The sequence below is a fragment of the Myroides odoratus genome (assembly GCF_001549985.1).
GTDB classification, from domain to species: domain Bacteria; phylum Bacteroidota; class Bacteroidia; order Flavobacteriales; family Flavobacteriaceae; genus Flavobacterium; species Flavobacterium odoratum_A.
Genome location: NZ_LROZ01000012.1, coordinates 22,436 through 45,994, shown reverse-complemented (window position 1 = coordinate 45,994; position 23,559 = coordinate 22,436). Strand labels below are relative to the sequence as shown.

Genomic DNA, 23,559 nt, shown 5'->3' with positions numbered 1-23,559 from the left:
CATCCTTTATTTATCATTTCTGCTTTCTTTCAACTTTCTCGTTTTGGGCGAACATCTTCTAAAATCAAATAATCCTTGTACTTTTGTTTTCTTTATTAAAATTTTTATTTCAAGATGAGTTACAAAAAATTCGACATAGAAACATGGAACAGAAAAGAGCATTTCTACCATTTTAAAGATCAATTGCGCTGCGGATTTAGTTTAACTACAAAGATTGATATCAGTAAGATCCTTCCTTTCATCAAAGCGAATGACTATAAATTTTATCCCACCATCATCTATTTACTTGCAAAAGCGGTGAATAAACATGCTGCTTTTAAATTTGCTATGAAAGATGGTGAACTTATCCAATGGGATATCATCCACCCTGCCTATACCATTATGCACCCAGAAACGGAAACCTTTTCTGAACTATGTTCGATGTACACGGCAGATTTACCTGCTTTTTTAGCAGAATATGATCGCGTACACGAGCTATATAAAGATAATTATGCCCTATCCCCACAACAAGGGATTGAGAATATCTTTCATATTTCCATGATTCCCTGGGTGAGTTTTGATGGTTTTAACCTCAATGTGCCAGGATTTGGTGACTACTTCGCTCCTATTTTTACGTTGGGAAAATACACCGTTGAAGGAAATAAAACCCTACTACCAATCTCCATTCAAGTACACCACGCTACTTGTGATGGTTTACATGTGGCTCAATTGTTACACAGTTTACAGGAATTGTGCGATGGAATTGAGGGATAGTTTTTTTTGCTTTTTTGTTGGTTGTTATTTGCTTTCTCGTAAAGAGCAAAGCGCACAAAGAACGACTTCACAAAAAAGCAAAAAAATTGTCTTTTACAAATTGTGAATCCAAATCTTCAATACGTTCAGCGCATCATCTATCTCTTCTTCTTCATCTTGATAGGTACTTCTGACGTACGACTAACATCAGGTACTCCATCAACTAACAGTGTGCCTCGAGGTAGTAAATCACCACCACATCCAATCCGCTTTCTTTGTGGATAATCAGGTGTATAATCAACAGTAACCTCTAGAGAAAGTACGTCTTCTAAAGATATTTCATAAAAATCTTGATTTCTCAGTATGGTAACTTGTCTAATTCCCATGCTTTGAAAAGAAAACTCCAAAATAACATCCTCTTTATCAGTTACCTTAATTTCAAATTCTCCATCAATATTGGCCGTTACTCCATTTTCTGTTCCTTTCTCTAAGACAAATGCCCCTGAAACTGGAAGTCCATCCCCTTTAGCAATAACAATACCCTTAATCACCCGTGTTCCTGCTAAGACATGCATACTGCATAGCAATATAAAACAGTAAGCTAAAATTTTTGTCATCTCTTCTTTGTTTTAGGTACACCCTTACTGCTGTAATAAAAGATTAGCTCGTTCAAAAACTTTCCTTTTTTCTACAAGTTGATGCAAAACACATTATCATTTACTCTTGATTTTTCATACAAAAATCTAAATTTTGTTTTAACGTTGATTTTGTTCTAAGCTTTTTAGTGCCGTTTGTTCTTTCTTTTATTTTTTTTTATTCTTACCATCTACAGGTACTTCAGTCGCTGTCTCTTCAATCCTCCTACGCTCTCTAGCCAAAACTTCTTCTGAAATTTTAATATCTGGATACCCTCCCTTTCTTCGTTGATTACTAATATATTCTGTATTAATAATCAATTCTCCTGAAGGAGCGCTATCTACTAAAGTAAGGGTATAAAATTCCTCTTTTTTATCGAGTTTAACTTCTTTCGTTTCGCATTCTTTAAAAGAAACCACAAGATAATTGTCCTTTTTATTTTTCACTCTTATTTCAAATTTTCCGTCCAAATCTGTGCTTACGCTATTTTTTGTTCCTTTTTCCACGATAGAAGTTCCAGGTAAAGGATAACCATCCTGTCCTAACACCAGTCCTTTAATTACGCGTTTACCTGCTAAGGCGTTCAAACTGCATAGCAGTACGAAACAATAAAGTAAAATTTTTCTCATCTCTTTCATTCGTTGGGTGAATAAAACTAATGTAGTAAATAAATCAATCGTTCTACTGTTGTATAACTATTTAATTTCTATCTAAACAATAATAGGTACCACTGTGTTTTGCTTTTTTGTCTTTTTGTCTTTTTGTTTTTTGAAAGATTATCACAAAAAACAAACCTCACCTTCTCACCATCTATCTCATGGGTTTATATTTGTTTTGGTATTCGATGAATCTACACTGCGTTCCGATTTCACCTTCTCACCTTCCTCACCATCTTCACAAAGCACAAAAAAGCCCATCTCCTTACAAACTGCACATACAAACTTATATTTTCCCCATGATGAAACGCGTTCGTCATATTTTTTTGTAACTTAAAGAACAATACAACTATGTTTGTCCTTAAAAGCAGTATCGGATGGAGAAAACGCAAAAATGGTATACCCAACCTTTCGTAGAGGAAGTGATTTACTTCTGCGCTTTATTTGCGCTGATCATGCTGCCAGAATTAATGAAGTCCATTTCACAAGCAGATTTCATCAAAACTCTCTTATTCTTCTCCATTGTCTATGGACAAGCGATTTTTCATCGCTACTTTCTTTTTTCCTTATTTCTCAACAAAAAATACCTCCTCTATGGAATAGCAGCCGTTATTTTTACGCTACTAGGAGCAGGTATATTGCTTGCAGCAGATTATTGGTGGATTGATCCCATCTACTATCAAATGGATGAAGATACACTCCTAGATCATTACGTCTCACATCTGGTTCTTTGTATAATTAGTACGGCAGCTATTTTATCCATTCTGTTAGTTCGTACTTATTCTCAAGAAGTTCAAAAACGCAATGAAGCACAATTGATGTTGAGTGAAATCCAAATCAAATATTTACATGCCCAACTGAACCCCCACTTTTTTTTTAATATGTTCAATAACCTCTATGGGGTTAGCTTAACGGATCCTACGCGTACGCCAGATCTCATTCTCCAACTTTCAAACTTGATGCGGTATCAATTGGAAAATTCTAAAAAAGATACCGTTACCCTGGAAGAAGAATTGGCCTTTATCAGCAATTATATTGCACTAGAAAAAGAGCGCGTAGGACAACGTTGTGTCATTAGCTACACCATTGAAGATCCTGATGCTTTAGCGCCACACTATGTGATTGCTCCGCTACTGCTCATTACTTTAGTCGAGAACGCATTCAAACACAGTTTAACCATTCAACACCCTTGGTTTGTATCCTTAGCCGTGACCCTAGAAAAACAAGTCATTCACCTAAAAATTGCCAATTCATTAGGAGATCAACAGCTTCAGAACAATTCGACGGGCATCGGATTAACCAATATCCGCCAACGCCTCGAATTACTATACCCCAATCGTTTTACATTAGAAACAACACAAGATCAAGACACCTATACCACTTACTTAATTATACATTTAAATGAACACACCTATGCATAAAACACTCAAATGCTTGATCATTGATGACGAAGAAGGCGCACACTTAGTCCTCCGGCATTACATTCAAAAATTAAAACAACTCGACTTACAAAAGTCGTTCTACAATCCTATCGAAGCCATGGAATACATGTATGAAAATCCAGTTGATCTCATCTTCTTGGATATCAACATGCCGGGTATCACAGGATTAGAAATGCTCAAAGCCCTTCAAAATCCACCACTTGTTGTACTCACTACGGCTTATAAAGAATATGCATTAGAAAGCTATGAATATCGCGTCGTGGATTATTTGGTTAAACCTTTTGATTTGGCACGCTTTATGGCTGCTATAGACAATGTGTTTTCCCGCTATAAACCCATCAGTGAGGCTGCAGAAGCAATGCCAAAAGAACAAGAAACCTCGTATATTTTACTTCGCGTAGATGGTGATACACTGAAGCTACACTACAGCGATATCACCCATCTTCAAAGCTGGGGAAATTACGTCAAAGTATTTACCAATGAAAAACAGTACCTCAGCCCAATTACCACCACTGAAATAGAAAAGAAATTAGACCGCAATCACTTTATGCGCATTCACAAATCGCATATTGTTGCTTTAAATCAAATTAAAAAAATCTCAGGAGGTCAGGTAGAACTAGAAAGAGGAATTATTCTACCGATAGGATCAACCTATAAAAGAGAATTACTCGATAAATTAGAAGAGTAAACACAACGTTTACATCCCCCTAAAAAGATGGTGCTGAAGGCATTTGGTCACAAAAACAGCTTCGTTCATCCTTTTTTTTTGATGAAAAGAAAAGGCAAGGAGATATTTGCTTCCTAGATTGAAACGCAAACTCCTTTCACATCAATAAAGCATGAAAAAGAAACTATTACATCTTACTTTGGTAAGTATAGGTACACTAGGAAGCCTAGGGCTACTTAGCTGTTCGGACAAAGCCGATACACCCACAAAAAAAGAAGAACAAATGACAACGAAGTTGGAAAGAATTGCCCAACAAAATGGCAAAGCAGACAAACCTGGTTTTACGTATCAAGTACACTATGATCAAGGTGCAACGTATACTGGGGCTATTGGTTTGGCCGCATTGGATCCTGCTCGACCTCTACAAGTGGGTGATGTGTTCAATATTGCATCAATCTCCAAGCAATTTACGGCTTTTGGCATCCTGTTGTTGGAACAACAAGGGAAGTTAGCATTGGATCAATCGCTATACACCTATATGCCTGAATTGGGTGACTATGTAAAGCCCATCACCCTGGCGCACCTCATCAGTCATTCTAGTGGGTTATCCGACTATATGGAAATAGCGTATAACAAAGGACTTGATGGACAATACCCGTTAAGTAGCGCAGAGACATTACAACATTTAACTGAGCTAACCCACACGGAGTTTGAAGTAGGAACGCAACAAGATTACAGCAATACAGGGTATTTCTTATTGGCGCAGATTATAGAACGCGTCAGTGGTATGCCACTCAAAGACTTTAGTCAGCAGTATATTTTTGCTCCTTTAGGGATGACTCACACCTTCATTGTGGATCAATACCCCATTGAGCGTCAGCATGTTTTGTCTTATAATGAAATGAATCAACCTGACGAAGTATTTTGGACCCATACTGGAGATGGTCAAGTACATAGCACCGTTGGCGATTTAGTCCTTTGGGGAGAAAATATGTCCTCAGGTAAAGTGGGTGGATTAGCACTTGTCAAAAAGTTTGCCACGGCTTTCCCTTCGACTACTCCTGATGGAAAAGACATCATCCAGTATACCCCTTATGCCTTTGGCATTGGATTAAGCAAAATACAAGGCCTAGATGCCTTAGAACATTCCGGAGGATGGATGAGTTACAATTGTAATTTAATTCGCATTCCAAGTAAAAAATTAACCTTAGTTGTCCTGAGTAATAGTGCCAACATCGATGCTGTAGCAATCAGCTATCAACTCGCTCAAGCTGTACTAGAATAACCCCAATTTAAAAAAAAGCCATGAAATCTACACCTACCCTATTACAGCATTACCAAAAAGAAATTCAAAACAAGAAAATAGTCCAAGCCTATCATATGCTCTTGCGCTTTTTGATGCAAGCCAAAGCTGATTTTGCTTTTCATCACAAAGCGGAATTCAATGTAGGGAATATTTCACCGGGTTATCTCGATTACAGCTATTTTCCTTTTTTTGATCGAGAACTAAGAGAAAAGAAGTTGAGATATGGCATTGTACTCAATCACGCTACCTTGCAAATCGAACTTTGGTTAATGGGACAAAATGCTAAAGTGCAACAAGACTATTGGAAGACCTTGAAAAAAAGCAAATGGAATGCCGATCGTACCACCATGCCTCAGTATGCTATTTTAGAAGTAGTACTATTGGATGAGCTTAACTTCGATCAGACGGAGGAGATGCTCTTGGCTATTCGGACCAAGGCTCTGCAAACCATAGCGGAAATTAATCCTTTGCTTTAATTTTCAGCACTTTTTAGTCCTATACTGTACCTCAATGGTTTGCCACAAAAAAGAGGTACGGTACAACTCAATTTTAATTTTACGGAAATGAAAAAAAGTATACTCTTAGTATTCCTACTCTTGAGCGGATTCCTCTGTGCCCAAACGCAACTTAAAGGCACAGTAAAAGACACGCAAAATCAGCCTGTTGGATGGGCTACTTTACTCTTACAAGCGATCGATAATCCCAAAGAGGAATACGTCACGATGAGTGAAGAAAATGGAAGCTTTAGCTTTGCGCTAAACCAAAACAAGGGCAATTATAAACTACTCGTCAGTTTTATTGGTTATCAAACGGTAGAACAACAACTGACGTTACCCGCTTCGCATACCCCATTAACGATTACGCTTACTAGTGATGAAAACATCCTGGATGAAGTGCTTATTACCAGCCATCGAAAAGCGTTGAAGGTTACCCCAGGTAAAGCAACATTAAATATAGAGCAAAGTAATTTAGCGCAAACACAATCTGCTTATGATGTATTAAAATCACTACCCGGCGTTACGATGAGTCAAAGTGGAGAGCTTAAAATCAAAGGCAAATCAGGTGTTACGGTATTAATGGATGGGCAACCAACACAGCTCACAACGGAGCAATTGAAAACCATCCTCAAAGGCACACCAGGTTCTACCCTTCAATCGATTGAAATCATGAATATTCCACCTGCGAATATTGATGCATCAGGTACAGGTGGTGTTATTAATATTATTTCAAAAAAGAAATTGGTACAAGGTTTTTATGGTTCCGTCAATTCAACAGTAGGAGTTAGCCATAAAGTTAGTACTGATCATGCCTTGAACCTCGGTTATGGCAATGACCATTGGAATTATAATTTAATGTATTCCTATAGCTATGCTCCAGATCGCTGGAGAGAGAATTATGAGAAAAAAGATTTAGCAGCCTTAAATCAAGACTGGTCAAATCAGTCTCAACGTACCTTTTTAAACAGCAAATCCCACCTGGTGAAGCTCGATATCGCGAGAAACTTTGAACAAGGTCATGTCTTGCGTTTCACTACGTCTTTGGACTACAATGACACACCAAGTACAGTTCAAACGCATACAACAACAGGTACAAAGGAACTTTCCCCTCAACAAGCGGCGCAAAAAAATGACAGCAAAAGTAAATTGACAACGTTTAAAACAGATGTTCAGTATACGCTTAAATTAGCAGAAAAAGAAAGTTGGACAACCTCAGCGGGTCTAGTATACGTCAAATCAGATGTCACCGATTTTATTGTCGATAAAACAGCTCCTTTTATACCAGAAAATCCTTGGACGACAAAGCAACACAACGTGTATCCCACCGATCGCAAAGAGTTTAATTTTAAATCCGATTATCAAAAAACCCTATGGGATGAAGAACAATCTAGTGCTAAAATTGAATTGGGTATCAAGAGCAATTATGCAAGCTTACAAACGGATGAACGTCTACACACCTTGCTGTTACAAGGCGAAGAGGTCAATCAACTGAATCGAAGTAAATTTGAATATAAAACAGGGGTACATGCCTTTTATGGATCTATTGATTTAACACAGGGTAAATGGGCGATTATAGCAGGTTTACGCGGAGAATACACCCATATCAAAGGCGATACCTTACAGCATAAAAACTTAGTTAAACAAGATTATTTCTCTCTATTTCCAACGGTACAAATTACCTATACGGCAAGTGAAAACTACGCCATTATGGCTTCTTATGCACGAAGAATAGAAAGACCTGAATTTGATAAGTTGAATCCTGCGGTGCGCTACCTCAATAACACCACCAAAACTTGGGGTAATCCCAAATTACAACCTGAGTTTTCGAATAATATCGAACTTACTCAGCAGTTTCTAGGTTTTATTGATCTGACTTTAGGGTATAGCCGCATCACGGATCCCATGTTGTACAGCTATTTTAATGAAAGTGTAAACAACGCGTACTTTACTAGTGTCAACGGAAAAAGTAGAAGCGAATGGCAAGCGTCCTTATCCTTGCCAATTCCAGGATTCAATGGTTGGGAAAATTACCATGGTGTTTATTTTTACAATACTAAGTTTGACAATAGTAGCATCAGTATGAACAAGAATAGCCTTGGTGTATTTACGTACAACAATTTTAAATTACCTGCGAATTTCAGTTTGGAAGTGACGGCATGGTATCAAAATGGAGGAATTGATTCCAACTTCAGCTATCGTTCATTAGGAGAAGTCAATGTGGGGGTAAGCAAAAAATTGTGGCACGATCAATTTACAGCCACTTTTGCTGTAAGTGATTTATTCAAAACCGGTGGTTTTAGAACATCCATTCTAGAACATCCCGATCAACAAACGCGTTTTATCTTTAAAAATGATATGAGAGTATTCAAGTTGGGAATCACGTACAACTTTGGTGGTACAAACAAAAAAGAAGACAAAAAAGAAGAAGATCCAATACTCAATAAAGCGCATCCTGCTATAAAGGTTATAAAGTAACTATTAATAACTATGTTTAAACACGACCAATGCAGTCGAATTTTTTACGAGATCTCTTCATCCATAATGCTTAATGTAGACGCATTGGTCAAAAAGGAGCCCCTAGGGGTTCCTTTTTTTATGTCCTTCACTTGCTGTTTATCTATGGTCCAATGCAGTACATCACAATTCCGTTTATGTTCATCCTTATTTTTTGATAAGACACTCAAGCACAACTATTTTGCACCGAGAAAAGGAAGATACAACTCCCACAATAGCGATTGACCTCTTTCCTTTTTACTTCCCTTTTGCAAACTAGTTAATTTCTATACATGAACAAGTTGATTCATACCCATTATTCAAAACCTACAGTTGTCTTTTTTTTACTGCCTTTGGCACTCTTGTTAAAAATTGCACTTGTGCTCTATAGTCTTGATTGTCTATCGGTCCACGGCTATATTTTTATTCAAAAAGATTGGTTTTACTTCATCAATCACTATGTACAACAAGCGCCCGAAACTTTGGCTAACCTCACCCAATTTGGAGATGCCTTGATCTTGTTGTCTTTTTTAACTCTATTTATTTTGTACACGCCTAAGCTATGGGAAGCGCTCCTGACGAGTTCGCTGATTTCCTTTATCTTTGCTGTATTAGCCAAGGAGATATTTGCAATTCCAAGACCTGCAAAAGCCTTTGATTACACAACATTCAACATTATTGGAGAAAAATTATCAGGATCGACGAGCTTTCCCTCAGGACATGCAATAACGGTATTTACTGTATTGACGGTTTTACTATTTGCACTGAGTCCACAAAATAAAAAGTATAAAATCCCCTACTTTATTGTAATGATTGTATTGGGATTGCTTTTTGCCTTTACACGTGTTGCCGTAGGTGCTCATTATCCCTTGGATGTACTAGTTGGATGTATAGTAGGATATACTTCAGGGGTATTGGGAACCTATATCAGTCAACGCTATGCTTTATGGCCTTGGATTTACCACAAAAAATATTATCCCGTATTCCTAGGTATTTTCCTTATCTGCTGTATTATTTTGCTCTTTCGCATACAAAGTGAAAACTTATTTATTTATTATTGTGCGTTACTCAGCTTACTATTTTCTCTCTATAAAATGACACAACGCTATGTTCAAAAATAAATATCAAACGCGAACATTCGCCTTTTGGATGAGTATAGTCAATACGGGGCTATACCATCTTCCCTTTTTTCAATTTGTATTTCAACAGATTGAATCCAAAGGAATTCACCGACTTACCTTACTATGCAGCCTATTTCTACTCATGATCCTGGCTAATTTTTTCGCCTTTTACCTCTTCCTTTCTCTTGCTCATTGGTTAGGAAAAGGACTCTTGAGTTTATTCTTTGCGCTTAATGCGCTAGCCTTATACTTTATCCATACGTATGGTGTCATTATAGACGAAAGTATGATTGGCAATATATTGAATACAAATTATGAAGAATCCAGTAGCTTTTTCTCCATTAAATTAGTGGGCTATTTTCTGTTTTTAGGCATACTGCCTAGTATACTGGTCTATCAAGTAAAGCTAGTTCAAGACCGGCTAAAAACCTTTCTCCTTACCAGCGGAGCTTCACTCCTAGCTCTCATTCTCTTAGTATTGATGAATGCTACTAGCTTACTGTGGATTGACAAGCACTCCAAGCAATTGGGAGGCTTAGCTATGCCTTGGTCTTATACCGTTAATACAGCACTATTCTATGTTCATCAAGCCCAAAAGAATAAAAAAGAAATTCAATTACCCGATGCGACCATTGCCAACACAGAAAAATCCATTGTCGTATTAGTGATAGGGGAATCAGCAAGAAAACAGAATTTCTCCCTCTATGGTTATACAAAAAACACCAATCCGCTCCTTTCCCAAACTAAACAACTCTATCACTTCGATGCACAGTCCTCCGCCACCTATACAACTGCTGGGGTAAAGAGTATTTTGGAACACAAAGAGACCAGCGATTTATATGAGATCTTACCCAATTATTTATACCGCAATCAGGTTGATGTCATTTGGAAAACGACCAATTGGGGAGAACCTCCAGTACACATTGCAAACTATCAAACTAAGGAAATATTACGCCAAAATTGCGCAGCAGAAAACTGTGGTTATGATGAAATACTCCTGACCAACCTCAAAGAAGATATTCTAGCTAGTACAAAAAGCAAAATACTCGTTGTATTACATACAAGTACTAGTCATGGCCCAACATACAATACAAAATATCCACCAGCATTTGAACACTTCAGTCCCGTTTGCCAAAGTGTAGAGCTCGCCAACTGTTCCCAGGAAGAACTCATCAATGCCTATGATAATACGATTGTCTATACCGATTATCTCTTGCATCGAATTATTGAAGACCTCAAAACGCTACAAGAGTTTAAAAGTACGTTACTGTTTGTTTCGGATCACGGAGAATCACTAGGAGAAAATAAGGTGTATATGCACGGCTTACCCATGAGTTTTGCCCCTAAAGAACAGTATGAAATCCCGTTCCTCGTCTGGGTGTCTGACAAGAACCAAAACCTCAAACCGAATCGCATGCTATCTCAACACCATGTTTTTCACAGTGTGCTTCACTTTTTGAGTGTTGAAAGTCCCATTTACAACGAAGAACTCAATATTTTCACTCCTTAACCACTCCATTGCCCTAAGCGGAACTACTGCTAGTCAAAGCATCATTTCCTTTGGTCAAAGATAATTGCTCAACTGCCTAAACCGAAAGTTATTTGCCTCACGAATTTAAATTTTTAACATGAAAGCAACAATTTTTAGTTTAGGCCTTTTATTGGCCATTGGCAGTACAACCGTTCAAGCACAAAGTCCGATTCAAATTGGAATAAAAGTGAATACCAACCACAGTAATATTAAGGGAAATCTAAGTAATTTAAGTACATCAAATGCCTTGGGGTTTTCTGGAGGATTGACCACAAGATATCACCTTGATCGACTGTTCTTTCAAGCAGACCTTCTATACAGCGAATCCAAATCTACCTTAGATAATGCTGCAATTAAACAAGCGAAATGGAAAAGTATTGACTTGCCCCTTGCAGTCGGTTATGATTTGCTCCACTTAAAAGCAATGAAAATACACGTCATGGCGGGTGGAGTATACAGCCAAGTGATTGATGATAAACTGAGTTTCCGCGACAATATAGAAGCAATCGATGGCCGTTGGAATAAAAACAATATCAAAGCACAGGTAGGTGCTGGAATTAGTTTGGGTAATTTCAGTTTTGATTTGGTTTATGCACGCAGTTTAAACAACCTAGCGAAAGATTTTAATTCCAAATCCAACCACGTTCAAGTAGGACTTAGTTATTACTTCTTATAACCTATCACCAAGCACAGGTCATCAAATTTTCCTGTGCTTTTTTTATATTCCTGACTTTAGTATACCAGTAGTCAAATAACAACGACCAATCGTCAAAAAAAAATAGCCACAATGAAATGATTGTCATTTATTTACCTTTGTAGTTCAAATTTAACTGATTCATGCATCCAACGATCAATATATCCAAGCACAAACGTCTCTTTTTTATTTTATTTTGGTCTATCCTTGCTCTTTCGGTATGGCCCTATATACATATCAATAACCGTCCTTTTTTTTGGCTTTTACATTGCTTTACCGTTATGTTTTGCTTTATCACCGTCGCCCATTATTTAAGTGATATTGCATTGCCTAAGGCCTTAAAAGAGGGAAAAATGAAACGCTTTATCTTGCTTTTCTTTTTGGGTGTTCTTTTATTGGATGCACTTGTTTCCATTCTCTTTACTTTCTTTCCATACTACATTAACGATACAGCTGTACTTCGTGATGCAGATGCCACGACCTGGCAACAATTTTTTATCCATAAATTATTTAGTTCCCTTCCTTCTGCCATGGCGATTGTAACCACTACCTGTGGAATACGCTTCTATGAAGAGCACCATAAAATTGAACAAGTCAACGCCAAATTAAAACAAGAACACTTAGAGGCTCAAATTAAAATACTACAGGATCAAATCAACCCGCATTTGATGTTCAACATCCTCAATCACATTCACATCCTCATGCAAAACAACGTAGAATTAGCATCAACCGTACTGCTTAAATTCTCCGATATTCTGCGCTATCAACTCTATGAATGCAACCAACAGCATGTTTTCTTACATCAAGAAATTCAATATCTACAAGATTTAGTAGCCATTGAAGAAATCCGATGGCAAGAGGAATTAAGCGTTCAATGTGTTTGGAAAATAGAAACGAAACAATTGCAAATTGCTCCTTTACTACTGGTTCCCCTAGTAGAAAACGCTTTCAAACACGTCTCTCGATTACCCCATCAACAAGGGTATGTTCATATAGACTGCAAAGAAGAACAGGGAAAACTAACCTTAGCCATTGAAAATTCTTATAATGACAAGTACAAACGAGAAAAACAGCAAGGTGGTATTGGAATTCTCAATATAACGGAACGATTGAAAATACAATATCCTGATGCCCATACGTTTCAATTAGAAGAAAAAGAAGATACCTTTACTTTAGTGCTCCAAATTGATTTAAACCATGACAACAGATAAAAATACACTCCAGCTGAAATGCCTCGTCATTGATGATGAACCACTAGCGAGAAGAGCCATTGTGGATTTTATTGCTCAAGTAGACTTTTTAACTGCAACGGCTTCTTGTGGGTCTGCATTAGAAGCCCAAGAATTAATGAGTCAAGATAAATTTGATTTGCTCTTTCTCGATATCAATATGCCTTATTTATCTGGTATTGATTTCTTAGAAGCCATTAGTCACCCCCCCATGGTTATTTTTACAACGGCCTATTCCGAACATGCTTTAGAAGGCTATCGCTTACAGATTGTAGATTACCTACTAAAACCCATCGCCTTCAAACGCTTTTATCAAGCTGCCTTGAAAGCTAAAGAGTGGTATGAACTAAAACATCAACAGAAAACAGAACTAAGCTCCTCTGATGGTTCCATGTACATCAAGTATGAGGATAGCTTTGTCAAAATTCAATGGGAGACCATCCTCTACATCGAGGGTATGCAGAATTACGTCCGCATTCACACCCCTCAAAAAAGTTATATCATCCATCAAACTATAGTTGCATTAGAGGATTTATTACCCAAAGAACACTTTTTTCGCATACACAAATCGTATTTAATTAACATCAACCACATGAGTTCTATTTCCGGAAATAAAGTTCTCATTCAAGGTACTTCTTTACCCATCGCACGTTTGCGTAAAGAAGCCCTCTTAAATGAAATCATCTATAAAAAGTTATTGAGTAAATAAAAAAAGAGACGATGTTGCATCGTCTCTTTTTTTATTTACGCTATCACCTGTACGCCCCTTGTCTTCTTAGAAGACGAAGGTTAAGGCGAATTTCACTCGTTCCTAGAGGGCCCACTTTAATTTAACGGCACCGTAAAACGTCGTCGTGAATCTTGGATCGGCTTCTTTTTTCTCTTTAAAAATATTTTTAATCTTGCGCTCATTATACGAAAATGAACGAACAAGTGAACTACCTGCTGTTAAAGATAAAGTTAGATTGTCATTAAACTTAAATTCAGGTCGTAAACCTGCAACAATCTGTTGAAACCCCAATAGCATATTTTTGTCGTCTTGTTTAATCACAGCAGTCATCCCTTGTAAGTCAACAGCTAGCTTTACATCCAAAATGGAAGTAGCCTTATAACCTACTTCTGCTCCTTGAGGGAAAGCGACGCGTACATAGAAATCACCATACGTTTCCCAATTAAAATAAATCCCTGGTAAAACCATAGGTACACCAAAGCTATTCGTCAAAACAGGCCCTACTCCTAGGGCTACTTTCTTATTGAAATGCTTGATGAAAAACACACCTCCCTGTCCCAAAATAGCCTGACTATTAATCACTTCCATATCCGTATATAAACCAACGGTTCCCATCACTAAAAGGGACCAAGAATCACTAATAGAACGAAAGTGTTTGACTCCAATTTGTGCATTTAATAATTCGGTCGGAAACAGCTCTTCCTCATATAATTTATGCTGCATTTTAGCATAGGCTCCTTGTGCAACAATAGACCAAGTACGCGGTTTTCCACGCTTATCTATCTCCATAGATAAGGGGATTTCAAGGTATACTTCTGCTCTTCTAAAATCTGTTTTCGCAGGTGTTTTCACACTGTCTATCGGGCGTACATAGTTGGAAAAAGGCACATAATCAACCTTAAATTCTCCAATCATTTTTTCTTGTGACTGCATTGTTAACATCCCCAAAAGGAACACACAACAAATGGCAACTAAACGTATCTTCATTTCTTTGATTTTTGTGCAAATCAATTCCAAATCCTCCAACAGAACGAATCTCTTTGACCATTGGTTTATTTTATTTGATGAATGGTATCGTTACAAACACAAGCTACTCCAACAAAGAGCCTCCGCTAGACACCAAAATAAGAGGAATCTACTATCTTTGTGTAATCAAGTGTTCAATCCCAACCTTATGACGACCTATATTGCTTTACTTCGCGCTATTAATGTAAGCGGTAAGAACAAAATTACCATGGAGGTTTTAAAACAACTCCTCCACCATTTAGGATTTACCCAAGTACAAACCTATATTCAAAGTGGCAATGTCATTTTTCAATCGGAAGAAACCGATGCGGATCAAATCACCTCCCGTATAGAACAGGCCATAACAGAACAATTGGGGTTAATTGTTGCTGTTATTACGCTGCCGCTTGTTACCTTTCAAACCATCCTTGACCACTGTCCTTTTAAGCATCCAGAGGAACAAGCACAGCTATACATTACCTTTTTTAATGCCAAACCCGCAGCAGAGCTAGAATTAACCACCTTATTAAGTAAAAAAGCACCCGAAGAACATCTAGTCCTTACGGATTCAGCAGCCTATTTTGTGGCTGCAAATGGGTATGGTAAAACCAAAATTACCAATGCTTTACTGGAACAAAAACTAGGTATCGTGGCTACTACTCGCAATTATAAAACCTGTTTGACATTACTTAAACTAGCAGCAACACTGAACTGAACTGTAATACCCGTATTTTTCATCCAGCATTCTCTTCCTTTTTCACTCTTCTTTAGCTTGTTGTATACAACCGATATACATTCCTCTATATGTAGTTACGCCAACAGTGATAAAGACGAAATAAGCATTGGTCCCTACCGTTATATTGTTTATATTTGGTCTACTTACTCTTGTTTAATCAACACTATTACATAGTCCATATGAAAAGGCTTTGGAAATTAGAAATTCGCTTGGATCAAACGGCTGACAAACCCATCTATTTGCAAATAGCAGATGCTATTATTGATGCAATCCAACAAGGCAGGCTTCAAAAAGGAAATATTCTACCAAGCACACGCACCTTAGCAGAAATGTTGAATGTCAACCGCAATACGATTGTCAAAGCACTTAGTGTATTATTGGATGAAGAATGGTTGATATCTGTAGAACGCAAGGGCATCTATATTGCTCAAACAATACCACAATCTAGACCTGTAAAAAGTAAAACTCCTTCAGTTCCCCTCTCGGCTTCTGAACTACAGCATCCTGCGCCTCTTGTTTTTGACAATGGTTATCCTGACAGTAAGATTGTACCTGTCAAAGAATTAGCACGCGCCTATAGACAGATTTTCAATAGAAATGCAAAATGGCAAATGATGGGGTATGGCAATGCGTTAGGTGATCCGAGATTCATTCAACACATTGCTCATATGCTCAACCATCAACGAGGCATGCAGGTAAAAGAAGATTGTGTATGTATCACCCGTGGTGGTCAGATGGCTATTTACTTAATTGCACAATGTTTACTTCAAAAAGGAGACGCCATTGTAGTGGAAAATCCTGGCTATCAATCGGCTTGGCAAGCCTTTGAACATGCAGGGGCTACATTAGTTCCCATTCCTGTTGATGCAGAAGGTATTTGCGTAACAACCCTAAGAGAAAAACTGCAACAAAATCCAGCGATTAAAGCCATTTATCTCACTCCGCATCACCAATTTCCAACAACCGTAACGCTGAGTTTACAACGACGCCTTGAGATTATTCAATTGGCCAATCAATACAATATCACAGTTATTGAAGATGATTATGACAATGAGTTTCACTATACCTACAGACCTGTATTGCCTCTGTGTAGCTATCCCGAACTTGAAAATTACGTTTACATTGGCACCTTAAGCAAGGTTGTTGCTCCAGCACTTCGCGTCGGTTTCTTAGTGACAAGTCACAACAGCTTGATTGATAAGATCACACAATTGAGGAAGATCATTGATATTCAAGGAGATCGTATCATGGAACAAGCCGTACTTCAACTAATTGAAGACGGCATGATCAAAAAACATATTAAAAAAGCGACCAGTTTATACAAAGAGAAAAGAGACTTTACGCGTCAGCTCATTCAACAATATTTGGCCAATCGGGTAACGTTTACCATTCCAGATGGTGGATTAGCCTTTTGGATTAAACCCCTCTATCCTATTGATTATCCCTTATTCATTCAGCGTTTGGCAGCAAAAGGCGTTCAATTAGTCAATCCGAATGGCTACTATGCTCCTCTCACTACGGCGGATGGATTGCGCTTAAGTTTTGGTACGCTTTCTACTCAAGAACTTGAAAAAGGAGTTCGCCTAATCAGTGAATGCCTGCAAGAATTCGAACCGTAAGTTCTATTTCCATTGTGCTAAGGTTGTGATTCCTCCCTGTACTTTCTCCCCCAATTGTACCTTTACCGTACAATCCAAAGGCAAGAGTAGATCCACCCGTGAACCAAACTTAATAAACCCCATCTCTTGCGTTTGCATTGCTCGTTCACCCAAACGCAAATAGTTAACAATGCGATTAGCCAAAGCACCCGCAATTTGTTTTGCTAGCACTTCTTTGCCATTTGCATGCTTGTAAACAACACTATGACGTTCATTTTCAGTAGAGGATTTTGGATGCCAAGCCACCAAGTTTTTTCCTTTATGGTAACAACTATACACGACTTCTCCTTCAATGGGGTTTAAATTGACATGTACATTAAGCACACTCATAAAAACGGAAATTTGCAAGCGCTTTTCACTGAAATACTCATCGGGTTCTACTTCTTCAATCACCACTACAGTACCATCACAAGGCGCTTGAATACAGGAATCACCTTGAATCAATACTCGTTTCGGAATTCGAAAGAAGAAAAGTACCAAACCCAATAAAACAGACGTTAAGAGTAAAATAAACCCTTGTACATACCACAACCTTGTACTCAGTAAAACAAACGCTAAGCCATTGCACAATAAAAATAGGCAACTAGCAAAAGTAATAGGACCTTTTCCTTCTCGGTGTAATTTCATGAAATTGATATTTAAAAGTGTGTCCCTCCAAGTACCTGCTGCAGTCAACCGAAATGACAGCGAGTTGAAACAAAACAGCAGATGACATGAAGGATGTAAAAAACTAAAGATGATCGTTGACGGTGCACAGTTAATGGTTGACGGTGTACAGTTTACGGTTTACAGTTAACTGTTAACTGTTAACCATAAACCGTCAACTAACTTGAGGTTCCGGTTGGATTCGAACCAACCTACTGGTTATTGCGTAACCAGGCCTACCACTCAGCCACGGAACCATTTTTGGTGTACGGTGTACAGTTTACGGTGTACAGTTTACGGTGTACAGTTTACGGTGTACGGTTAACAGTTAACAGTTAACAGTTAACCGTACACCGTAAACTAACTTGAGGTTCCGGTTGGATTCGAACCAACCTACTGGTTATTGCGTAACCAGGCCTACCACTCAGCCACGGAACCATTTTTGGTGTACGGTGTACAGTTGATGGTGTACAGTGTACAGTTTACGGTTGACGGTGTACGGTGCACAGTTAACTGTCAACTGTCAACCGTAAACTGCCTACCAATCTCTTTGCTGATACAAACATACAGCCTCTCTGGAGGACTAAAATGATACAGAATTATGATTTTATAGGTGGTCCAGGGACGGGTTGTGATTTGTCCTAAAAATGAAGGACAGCATGGAATACTACTACTGCGCTTTACAGTTAATCCATACAGCACGTCAACACTCCGTATGTCATGCTAACGAAGGAAGCATCGCATCTGTCAATCAAGGCTTGTTACTCACAACAAGAGAAGAGAAGCGCGGGATGCGACCTCTCCTTCGTCGGGGTGACAGACAGAACGTAGATTACGAGGGCACTATCTCACCACCTCACAAAAAAGCCTCTCACAAAAAACAAAGCACTAATGAGTAACGGATGCGACCCCTCCTTCGTCGAGGTGACATACAGAGCGTAGATTACGAGGCGATGAGGAGGTGAGACGGTGAGAGAACCTCACAAATCAATTGGAGAGAAGAAATGGGAAAAGGGAGAGAGGTAAATTTTCAATTAAAACAGAATTCCTTCTTTAATCGATAAATATCATCTTCACACCCTCTCACCGCCTCACCATCTCACCCCAAAAAAGCACCTCACCACCTCACCCAAAAACACCTTACAAATCCCCCCTGGACCAGTCTTCCAATTTCAATACTGTACCACTACAATCCCTTCAAAGGGTACTACTTTTACTGTACAATATTGCATAATCCATTTAACACGATGTAAAATGAAAAAAGTAGTTTTTTATCACGCAGGTTGTCCCGTTTGCGTGAGCGCAGAGCAGGATTTATTACACTTAATTGCTGATCACCCTATTGAAATTATTCACTTAGGAGAAGAGCAAGAAAAGGTATTAGAAGCAGAACGCCTTGGAGTACAATCGGTTCCCGCTTTAGTTTTACCAAATGGCCATGTGTTACACATCAACTTTGGAGCTTCTATTGCTGATTTAAAGTAGAACACAAAAAACGCTAAGAGTACCACTCCTAGCGTTTTTTTTATTTCGGCAATACGTATCCCGTAAAGTTTCCTCTTTTACTCCTTTTTTTCCTTTCTTATGCCTTTTTTGGTTATTTTAAAAAATACAACAAGCTGATTATCAAAACTGAACAAAAACACCCCTAGGGGTTTGTTCTGTAGTTGTTCGGGTCATCCTTGGGTTTACGTGGGTTAAAGCCCATTTTACCGAAGGTGACCCAAACGAAACCCGAACAAGAGTCAGGGAATGGTGAACGGTGAACGGTGAACAGTGGACGGTGGACGGTGGACAGTTTCATGCAACCCATACCCTTAACCTCTTATCCAAAATACCGCACCATATAATAAATGCCCCAAGCGACAACGACAATTATGGTAATCCACACCCAATACGGAATACTTTGCGGTGTTTCACTGCCCGTCACCAAAAACGTTTTGGGATCTCCTTTTCCATAGGCATTGACCATAATATCGACAATACCATCAACGACAGCATCTTCTTTAATGCCTTCCACGGCTATAGCAGGTCCATTTCTAACGGTGAAGGGAATCTTGCGAATTCCTTCTTTTCCGGTATAATCTTTACTGACAAGGGTCAGAAGATGATCCCCATCAATCAACTTATGCGTATCTAATGCAAAGGTAATTGGCGTTTCTAAAACCGCGATAGGTTGAGGTTCCTCATCGAGGAAGAGGTAAACTTTACTTTTTTGTTCCATGATTCAGCCCATTTAAAACAGTTCTTTTAATGTGATTATCATTCCTTTCTCCTGGTTTAATCAGCCATTTAACTGAAAAAAACAACGTCAAAACTACGATTACTGCAACAGCTGTAATGATGAAATAATCCCATTGGCTATCGGGACCAGCACCATGTACAATACCCTTTAATACCTTGGGTTGATTGCGTTCACAAACGGGACAAGCCATCAGCGTGCTTGTAGTGAAGAAACTGAGTAATCCAACGATAATATTTTGTTTTACTTTCATTGCTTTGCTTTCATTTCGTTAATGTAATCCATAATTTCTTTTACTTCCTCTACGGTGACCAAAGGTGCTTGATTGCCCCAATTATTTCGCTCATAATTGACAATAGCTGTTACCTCGTTTGCGGTCCAGTTGAGGTTTGTTCCCACTGCTGGCATGACTCCATATTCTCCTCTAGCATCATATCCGTTCATAATAATATCCACAAAGAGTTGCACGTTATCTGCTAGGACAATGGGACTGTTCTTCAACGGTGGAAAAGCACCTGCTAATCCTTCTCCATTACTCTGATGACAAGAAGCACAATTCGTTGCGTAGAGGTTCTTCCCGTCTACGCCTGTATCCCCTGTTCCTCCTTCTGCTTGAAGCGTCGTTTTTTCCTTTAAGGGATACAGGAATTCTGGTGCTACAGCTGCTTCTGGTAATTTGGCTTGTTTCAATTCACGCAAATACGCTACTAAATCTAAAGCCTCCTGACGCGCAACCACTTGTCCTTTTCCTTGTTTTATATAACCTTCTGGTATGCTAACGACAACATCAGTATCAGCAGGATTGTGCTTGTATTGGAACAAAAAAGGATACGCAGGCATAATAGATTCTTTGACTACAATACGCGGATTAAAAAGATGTACGAGATGCCAATCACTACTAGGTTGTCGCGTGCCTATATCTGTTAAATCGGGACCTGTGCGTTCTGTTCCCATCAAGGTAGCAGTATTGATCCAGGCATCGATTCGCTTATTTCCAGCATAATCTGCAGCCATAGATGGTCTACTTCCCCATTTGCGATCCATTTCTACATTTCGTACTTGCTGACTGTGACAAGCTACACATCCATTGGCAATAAATACTTTTTTACCGCGTACTGCGGCTTCACTTAAAGGCACTGCATCAGGAAGAGGTTGAATGCTCGATTGATTGTCCAAAGCAGGTAGAATGGCAACAAACAGCGTTAATACTCCAAATAATACACTGGCAACGAGGTATAATTTTTTATGATTGTTAAAAATATCCATAACTAAAAATTAAGCGTTTGTACTAGACTTGATTTGATCTTGTAGCCTTGCAAGTGCGATATCTGCAATGTCCTTCTCCTTAAGCTGTAACGATCGGGTCATGCTGTAAAAATTAAAAGCGAAAAACAAATGAGAGATCCACATCAGGCTTCCACCAATGGCGCGCCATAACCAATACGGCATCATAAGCTTTACACTTTCAATAAAAGGCGCATCGCCCATCCACAAGATTCCGCGTAGCGTTCCGCCATACATCAAAGGAATTGAATAAAAGAGCAACCCAATAAGGGCTAACCAAAAATGGGCTCCTATGGTTATTTGTGGGGCTTCTTTTCCCGTTATCTGAGGGACTAATGCGTAAATTCCCCCCCAAAGTAAAAAGGCAATAATGCCGTACATGGTTAAATGCGAATGCGCAACCGTAAAATCCGTAAAGTGCCACAATAAGTTTGTAAAGCGAAAAGACTCTGCCGTTCCTTGCAGTGACCCCGTAAAGTAAAAGATGATTCCCACCACAAAGAAAGGCACGGTATAACTATCCTTTATCTTATGCCAAGCGCCACTAAAGGTCATGATGAAGTTTGTTGTTCCTGCAACTACGGGAATAACCATCCCTACGCTGGCCACAATAGCCACCGTTTGCAACCACCACGGAATCGCACTAAACACAAAGTGATGGGTGCCAATAAGGGTGTAAAATAGAATTTGGGTCCAAAAGGCTAAGATTCCCAAACTATAGGAATAAATGGGTTTATTGAGCTGTTGAGGCACGAAATAATAGACGATGCCCAAGGTAAATAACATAAACCACATACCTACTGCTTGATGCATATAGTAGCCTTGTACAATGGTTTCACCCAATCCATCTTGCCAATAGGGAAGATATCCCACTAACGCAACAATCGTAATAAAAATAACGGCAGCGACAATATACCAATTTGAAATATAAATTGCTGCTGTTTTACGCTGTGCGATCGTCTTGAGGTAGTTGCGCAAGGTAAAATACAACCCCAATGCAAAGAGCAACATAATTGGCCAAATGTACTCGCGATACTCACCACCTCCATTGTTGATGCCTGCCATTAAACTAAGGGAACCAATCAACACCGAAGCATTAATCAAAATAAGCGAATACCACGCCCATTTGTAACTCGCCAATGCCGTATTACTTACACGAGGGACAATATAGTAGCCTAAACCAATCATGCCCAAAGAAGACCAACCCCAAAATACGGCATTGGTATGTACAGGACGCAAACGACCGAAACTCAACCAGCTGGTTTGATCGATATCTGGCGCGACAAACTTAATACCTAAATACTCCCCTACTGTCGTTCCCAATAGGAGCCAAAAACTTGCTGTACCCAAAAACCACAGTATTATTTGAGCATGCTTGGGATCGATATCAAGGTTCTTTTCATTTTTCTGCTTTGCCGCTACAACAGGTACATCATCACCTCCCTGAATACTAATCAGTCCTTTCTGATCTAGGGCCTCTTGCTCCCCTGATAATTTTTGATTTGAAAGCGTATAATCCAAGGCCTCTTTTCGCTGCATAAACACTTCAAGATCTTCTTCCGATAAATGCTCGAAATAATGTACCAAATGATCTACCTCTTGCTTTTGTACCTTTTGCCGTTGACTTTTAATGACGTGATACACCTGAACCGCCATCATCCAAGCCCCTAAAATAATAGGAATAGCAATCAATACAAGGATAATCCAAATACCAGGTTCTTTTAAAAGCGGGCGATCCTCTAACTTCATTGAGGTTTGGGCCCAAAGCGGCATTTGAACAAAGAACCCCAAAACCAACGCAATAAGGTGTTTTTTTACTCGTAGGAAATCAAGTAATTGTTGTAGCTGATTAGATTTTAAGCACGCAAGCGGTTGCTTTTCTAGGTTCAACTGCATGGCTTTCCTCTCCTGATATGTTTGCACGAGCTGTTTTGCTTCAACATATAAAAAACCAAAAGCAACGACCATCACTAGAGCCATCACAAGGAGGAGTAAAATCGCGGTATTACTTCCATTAAACGCAAAAGACAACGGCTGCATCGCTGGTGTTTCAACCGATATAGCAGGTGCAAAAAAAGAAGTGCTAAGCGGAGCGAGACCGTCTGTAAAAAAGACAATTTTCATGCTAAGTATGTATTACAGTTTATTTCAAAGACTACTAAATAGGTAAAATAATTCCTCCTCGAATGAGTCGTGCAGCTCATTAAATGAGTGGGTTTTCCTTATTTTGAGTCAAAGGTAAAAGACATCTGAAC

General features: G+C 38.8%; 22 protein-coding genes and 2 tRNA genes. 14 read left to right on the top strand and 10 right to left on the bottom strand.

The annotated features are described in order from the left end of the window. The first annotated feature begins 114 nt into the window (after nucleotides 1-114). Nucleotides 115-753 carry a CatA-like O-acetyltransferase gene (locus AWV75_RS12565; RefSeq protein ID WP_060874707.1) on the top strand — a complete coding sequence of 213 codons (639 nt, stop codon included), beginning with the start codon at nucleotides 115-117 and terminating at the stop codon, nucleotides 751-753. Between the two features lie 137 nt (nucleotides 754-890). On the opposite strand, the gene AWV75_RS12560 is transcribed toward AWV75_RS12565, so the two are convergent. Together AWV75_RS12560 and AWV75_RS12555 are read right to left on the bottom strand one after the other, a co-directional pair. Then, complete coding sequence (locus tag AWV75_RS12560; RefSeq protein WP_082711082.1) at nucleotides 891-1,349, bottom strand: carboxypeptidase-like regulatory domain-containing protein; 459 nt, start codon at nucleotides 1,347-1,349, stop codon at nucleotides 891-893. 186 nt (nucleotides 1,350-1,535) lie between these two features. Then, nucleotides 1,536-1,997, bottom strand: coding sequence for a carboxypeptidase-like regulatory domain-containing protein (locus AWV75_RS12555; RefSeq protein ID WP_060874768.1), 462 nt, complete (start codon nucleotides 1,995-1,997; stop codon nucleotides 1,536-1,538). A gap of 404 nt (nucleotides 1,998-2,401) precedes the next feature. Here AWV75_RS12555 and AWV75_RS12550 point away from each other — a divergent pair, with 404 nt between their 5' ends. From AWV75_RS12550 to AWV75_RS12505, 10 genes are all read left to right on the top strand, one after another. Beyond that, on the top strand, nucleotides 2,402-3,445 hold the full coding sequence (locus AWV75_RS12550) for a sensor histidine kinase (RefSeq protein ID WP_060874705.1): 1,044 nt from the start codon (nucleotides 2,402-2,404) through the stop codon (nucleotides 3,443-3,445). Further along, complete coding sequence (locus AWV75_RS12545) at nucleotides 3,438-4,154, top strand: LytR/AlgR family response regulator transcription factor (protein ID WP_060874704.1); 717 nt, start codon at nucleotides 3,438-3,440, stop codon at nucleotides 4,152-4,154. The genes AWV75_RS12550 and AWV75_RS12545 overlap by 8 nt, the downstream gene beginning before the upstream one ends. Before the next feature lie 151 nt (nucleotides 4,155-4,305). Beyond that, on the top strand, nucleotides 4,306-5,418 hold the full coding sequence (locus AWV75_RS12540; RefSeq protein WP_060874703.1) for a serine hydrolase domain-containing protein: 1,113 nt from the start codon (nucleotides 4,306-4,308) through the stop codon (nucleotides 5,416-5,418). 20 nt (nucleotides 5,419-5,438) lie between these two features. After that, nucleotides 5,439-5,915 (top strand): DUF7000 family protein, encoded by a 477-nt coding sequence (locus AWV75_RS12535; protein WP_060874702.1) that lies wholly within the window; start codon nucleotides 5,439-5,441, stop codon nucleotides 5,913-5,915. Between the two features lie 87 nt (nucleotides 5,916-6,002). Further along, the gene (locus tag AWV75_RS12530) at nucleotides 6,003-8,411 is read left to right on the top strand and encodes an outer membrane beta-barrel family protein (RefSeq protein ID WP_060874767.1); all 2,409 of its coding nucleotides are present in this window, start codon (nucleotides 6,003-6,005) and stop codon (nucleotides 8,409-8,411) included. A gap of 311 nt (nucleotides 8,412-8,722) precedes the next feature. Beyond that, the gene (locus AWV75_RS12525) at nucleotides 8,723-9,550 is read left to right on the top strand and encodes a phosphatase PAP2 family protein (protein WP_060874701.1); all 828 of its coding nucleotides are present in this window, start codon (nucleotides 8,723-8,725) and stop codon (nucleotides 9,548-9,550) included. After that, nucleotides 9,537-11,060 (top strand): phosphoethanolamine--lipid A transferase EptA, encoded by a 1,524-nt coding sequence (gene eptA, locus AWV75_RS12520; protein WP_060874700.1) that lies wholly within the window; start codon nucleotides 9,537-9,539, stop codon nucleotides 11,058-11,060. Before AWV75_RS12525 ends, eptA begins: the two co-directional genes overlap by 14 nt. 118 nt (nucleotides 11,061-11,178) lie before the next feature. Further along, complete coding sequence (locus tag AWV75_RS12515; RefSeq protein ID WP_060874699.1) at nucleotides 11,179-11,757, top strand: porin family protein; 579 nt, start codon at nucleotides 11,179-11,181, stop codon at nucleotides 11,755-11,757. A 371-nt stretch (nucleotides 11,758-12,128) separates the two neighbouring features. Continuing rightward, nucleotides 12,129-12,986, top strand: coding sequence for a sensor histidine kinase (locus tag AWV75_RS12510; RefSeq protein ID WP_231738128.1), 858 nt, complete (start codon nucleotides 12,129-12,131; stop codon nucleotides 12,984-12,986). Beyond that, nucleotides 12,973-13,713, top strand: coding sequence for a LytR/AlgR family response regulator transcription factor (locus AWV75_RS12505; protein WP_060874697.1), 741 nt, complete (start codon nucleotides 12,973-12,975; stop codon nucleotides 13,711-13,713). Before AWV75_RS12510 ends, AWV75_RS12505 begins: the two co-directional genes overlap by 14 nt. A gap of 102 nt (nucleotides 13,714-13,815) precedes the next feature. Here AWV75_RS12505 and AWV75_RS12500 read toward each other — a convergent pair whose 3' ends face one another. Further along, a complete protein-coding gene (locus AWV75_RS12500; protein ID WP_060874696.1) occupies nucleotides 13,816-14,721 on the bottom strand; it encodes a DUF6268 family outer membrane beta-barrel protein in 906 nt (301 codons plus the stop codon). Between AWV75_RS12500 and AWV75_RS12495 the strand changes: the two genes are divergently transcribed. Continuing rightward, complete coding sequence (locus AWV75_RS12495) at nucleotides 14,699-15,454, top strand: DUF1697 domain-containing protein (protein WP_231738126.1); 756 nt, start codon at nucleotides 14,699-14,701, stop codon at nucleotides 15,452-15,454. The genes AWV75_RS12500 and AWV75_RS12495 overlap by 23 nt on opposite strands. 200 nt (nucleotides 15,455-15,654) lie before the next feature. Beyond that, nucleotides 15,655-17,094, top strand: a complete 1,440-nt coding sequence (gene pdxR, locus AWV75_RS12490) for a MocR-like pyridoxine biosynthesis transcription factor PdxR (RefSeq protein WP_060874694.1) — start codon at nucleotides 15,655-15,657, stop codon at nucleotides 17,092-17,094. Nucleotides 17,095-17,097: 3 nt separating this feature from the next. Here the strand turns inward: pdxR and AWV75_RS12485 are convergent, their stop codons facing one another. The 3 genes from AWV75_RS12485 to AWV75_RS18740 all read right to left on the bottom strand — a co-directional run bounded on the left by AWV75_RS12485 (nucleotide 17,098) and on the right by AWV75_RS18740 (nucleotide 18,216). Beyond that, entirely contained in the window at nucleotides 17,098-17,760 is a 663-nt protein-coding gene (locus AWV75_RS12485; RefSeq protein WP_060874693.1) for a phosphatidylserine decarboxylase family protein, read from the bottom strand. Nucleotides 17,761-17,965: 205 nt separating this feature from the next. Next, a tRNA-Ala gene (locus AWV75_RS18745) sits at nucleotides 17,966-18,035 on the bottom strand. Between the two features lie 111 nt (nucleotides 18,036-18,146). Continuing rightward, nucleotides 18,147-18,216, bottom strand: a tRNA-Ala gene (locus AWV75_RS18740). Nucleotides 18,217-19,032: 816 nt separating this feature from the next. Between AWV75_RS18740 and AWV75_RS12480 the strand changes: the two genes are divergently transcribed. Further along, nucleotides 19,033-19,263 (top strand): hypothetical protein, encoded by a 231-nt coding sequence (locus AWV75_RS12480; protein WP_060874692.1) that lies wholly within the window; start codon nucleotides 19,033-19,035, stop codon nucleotides 19,261-19,263. Nucleotides 19,264-19,603: 340 nt separating this feature from the next. Here the strand turns inward: AWV75_RS12480 and AWV75_RS12475 are convergent, their stop codons facing one another. The 4 genes from AWV75_RS12475 to AWV75_RS12460 are packed head-to-tail and all read right to left on the bottom strand — an operon-like array spanning nucleotide 19,604 to nucleotide 23,428. After that, the gene (locus AWV75_RS12475) at nucleotides 19,604-20,002 is read right to left on the bottom strand and encodes a hypothetical protein (protein WP_060874691.1); all 399 of its coding nucleotides are present in this window, start codon (nucleotides 20,000-20,002) and stop codon (nucleotides 19,604-19,606) included. Then, on the bottom strand, nucleotides 19,986-20,273 hold the full coding sequence (locus AWV75_RS12470; RefSeq protein ID WP_060874690.1) for a hypothetical protein: 288 nt from the start codon (nucleotides 20,271-20,273) through the stop codon (nucleotides 19,986-19,988). The genes AWV75_RS12475 and AWV75_RS12470 overlap by 17 nt, the downstream gene beginning before the upstream one ends. Beyond that, a complete protein-coding gene (locus AWV75_RS12465) occupies nucleotides 20,270-21,286 on the bottom strand; it encodes a cbb3-type cytochrome c oxidase subunit II (RefSeq protein WP_060874689.1) in 1,017 nt (338 codons plus the stop codon). The genes AWV75_RS12470 and AWV75_RS12465 overlap by 4 nt, the downstream gene beginning before the upstream one ends. A 9-nt stretch (nucleotides 21,287-21,295) precedes the next feature. Beyond that, a complete protein-coding gene (locus AWV75_RS12460) occupies nucleotides 21,296-23,428 on the bottom strand; it encodes a cbb3-type cytochrome c oxidase subunit I (RefSeq protein ID WP_060874688.1) in 2,133 nt (710 codons plus the stop codon). Nucleotides 23,429-23,559 lie beyond the last annotated feature (131 nt).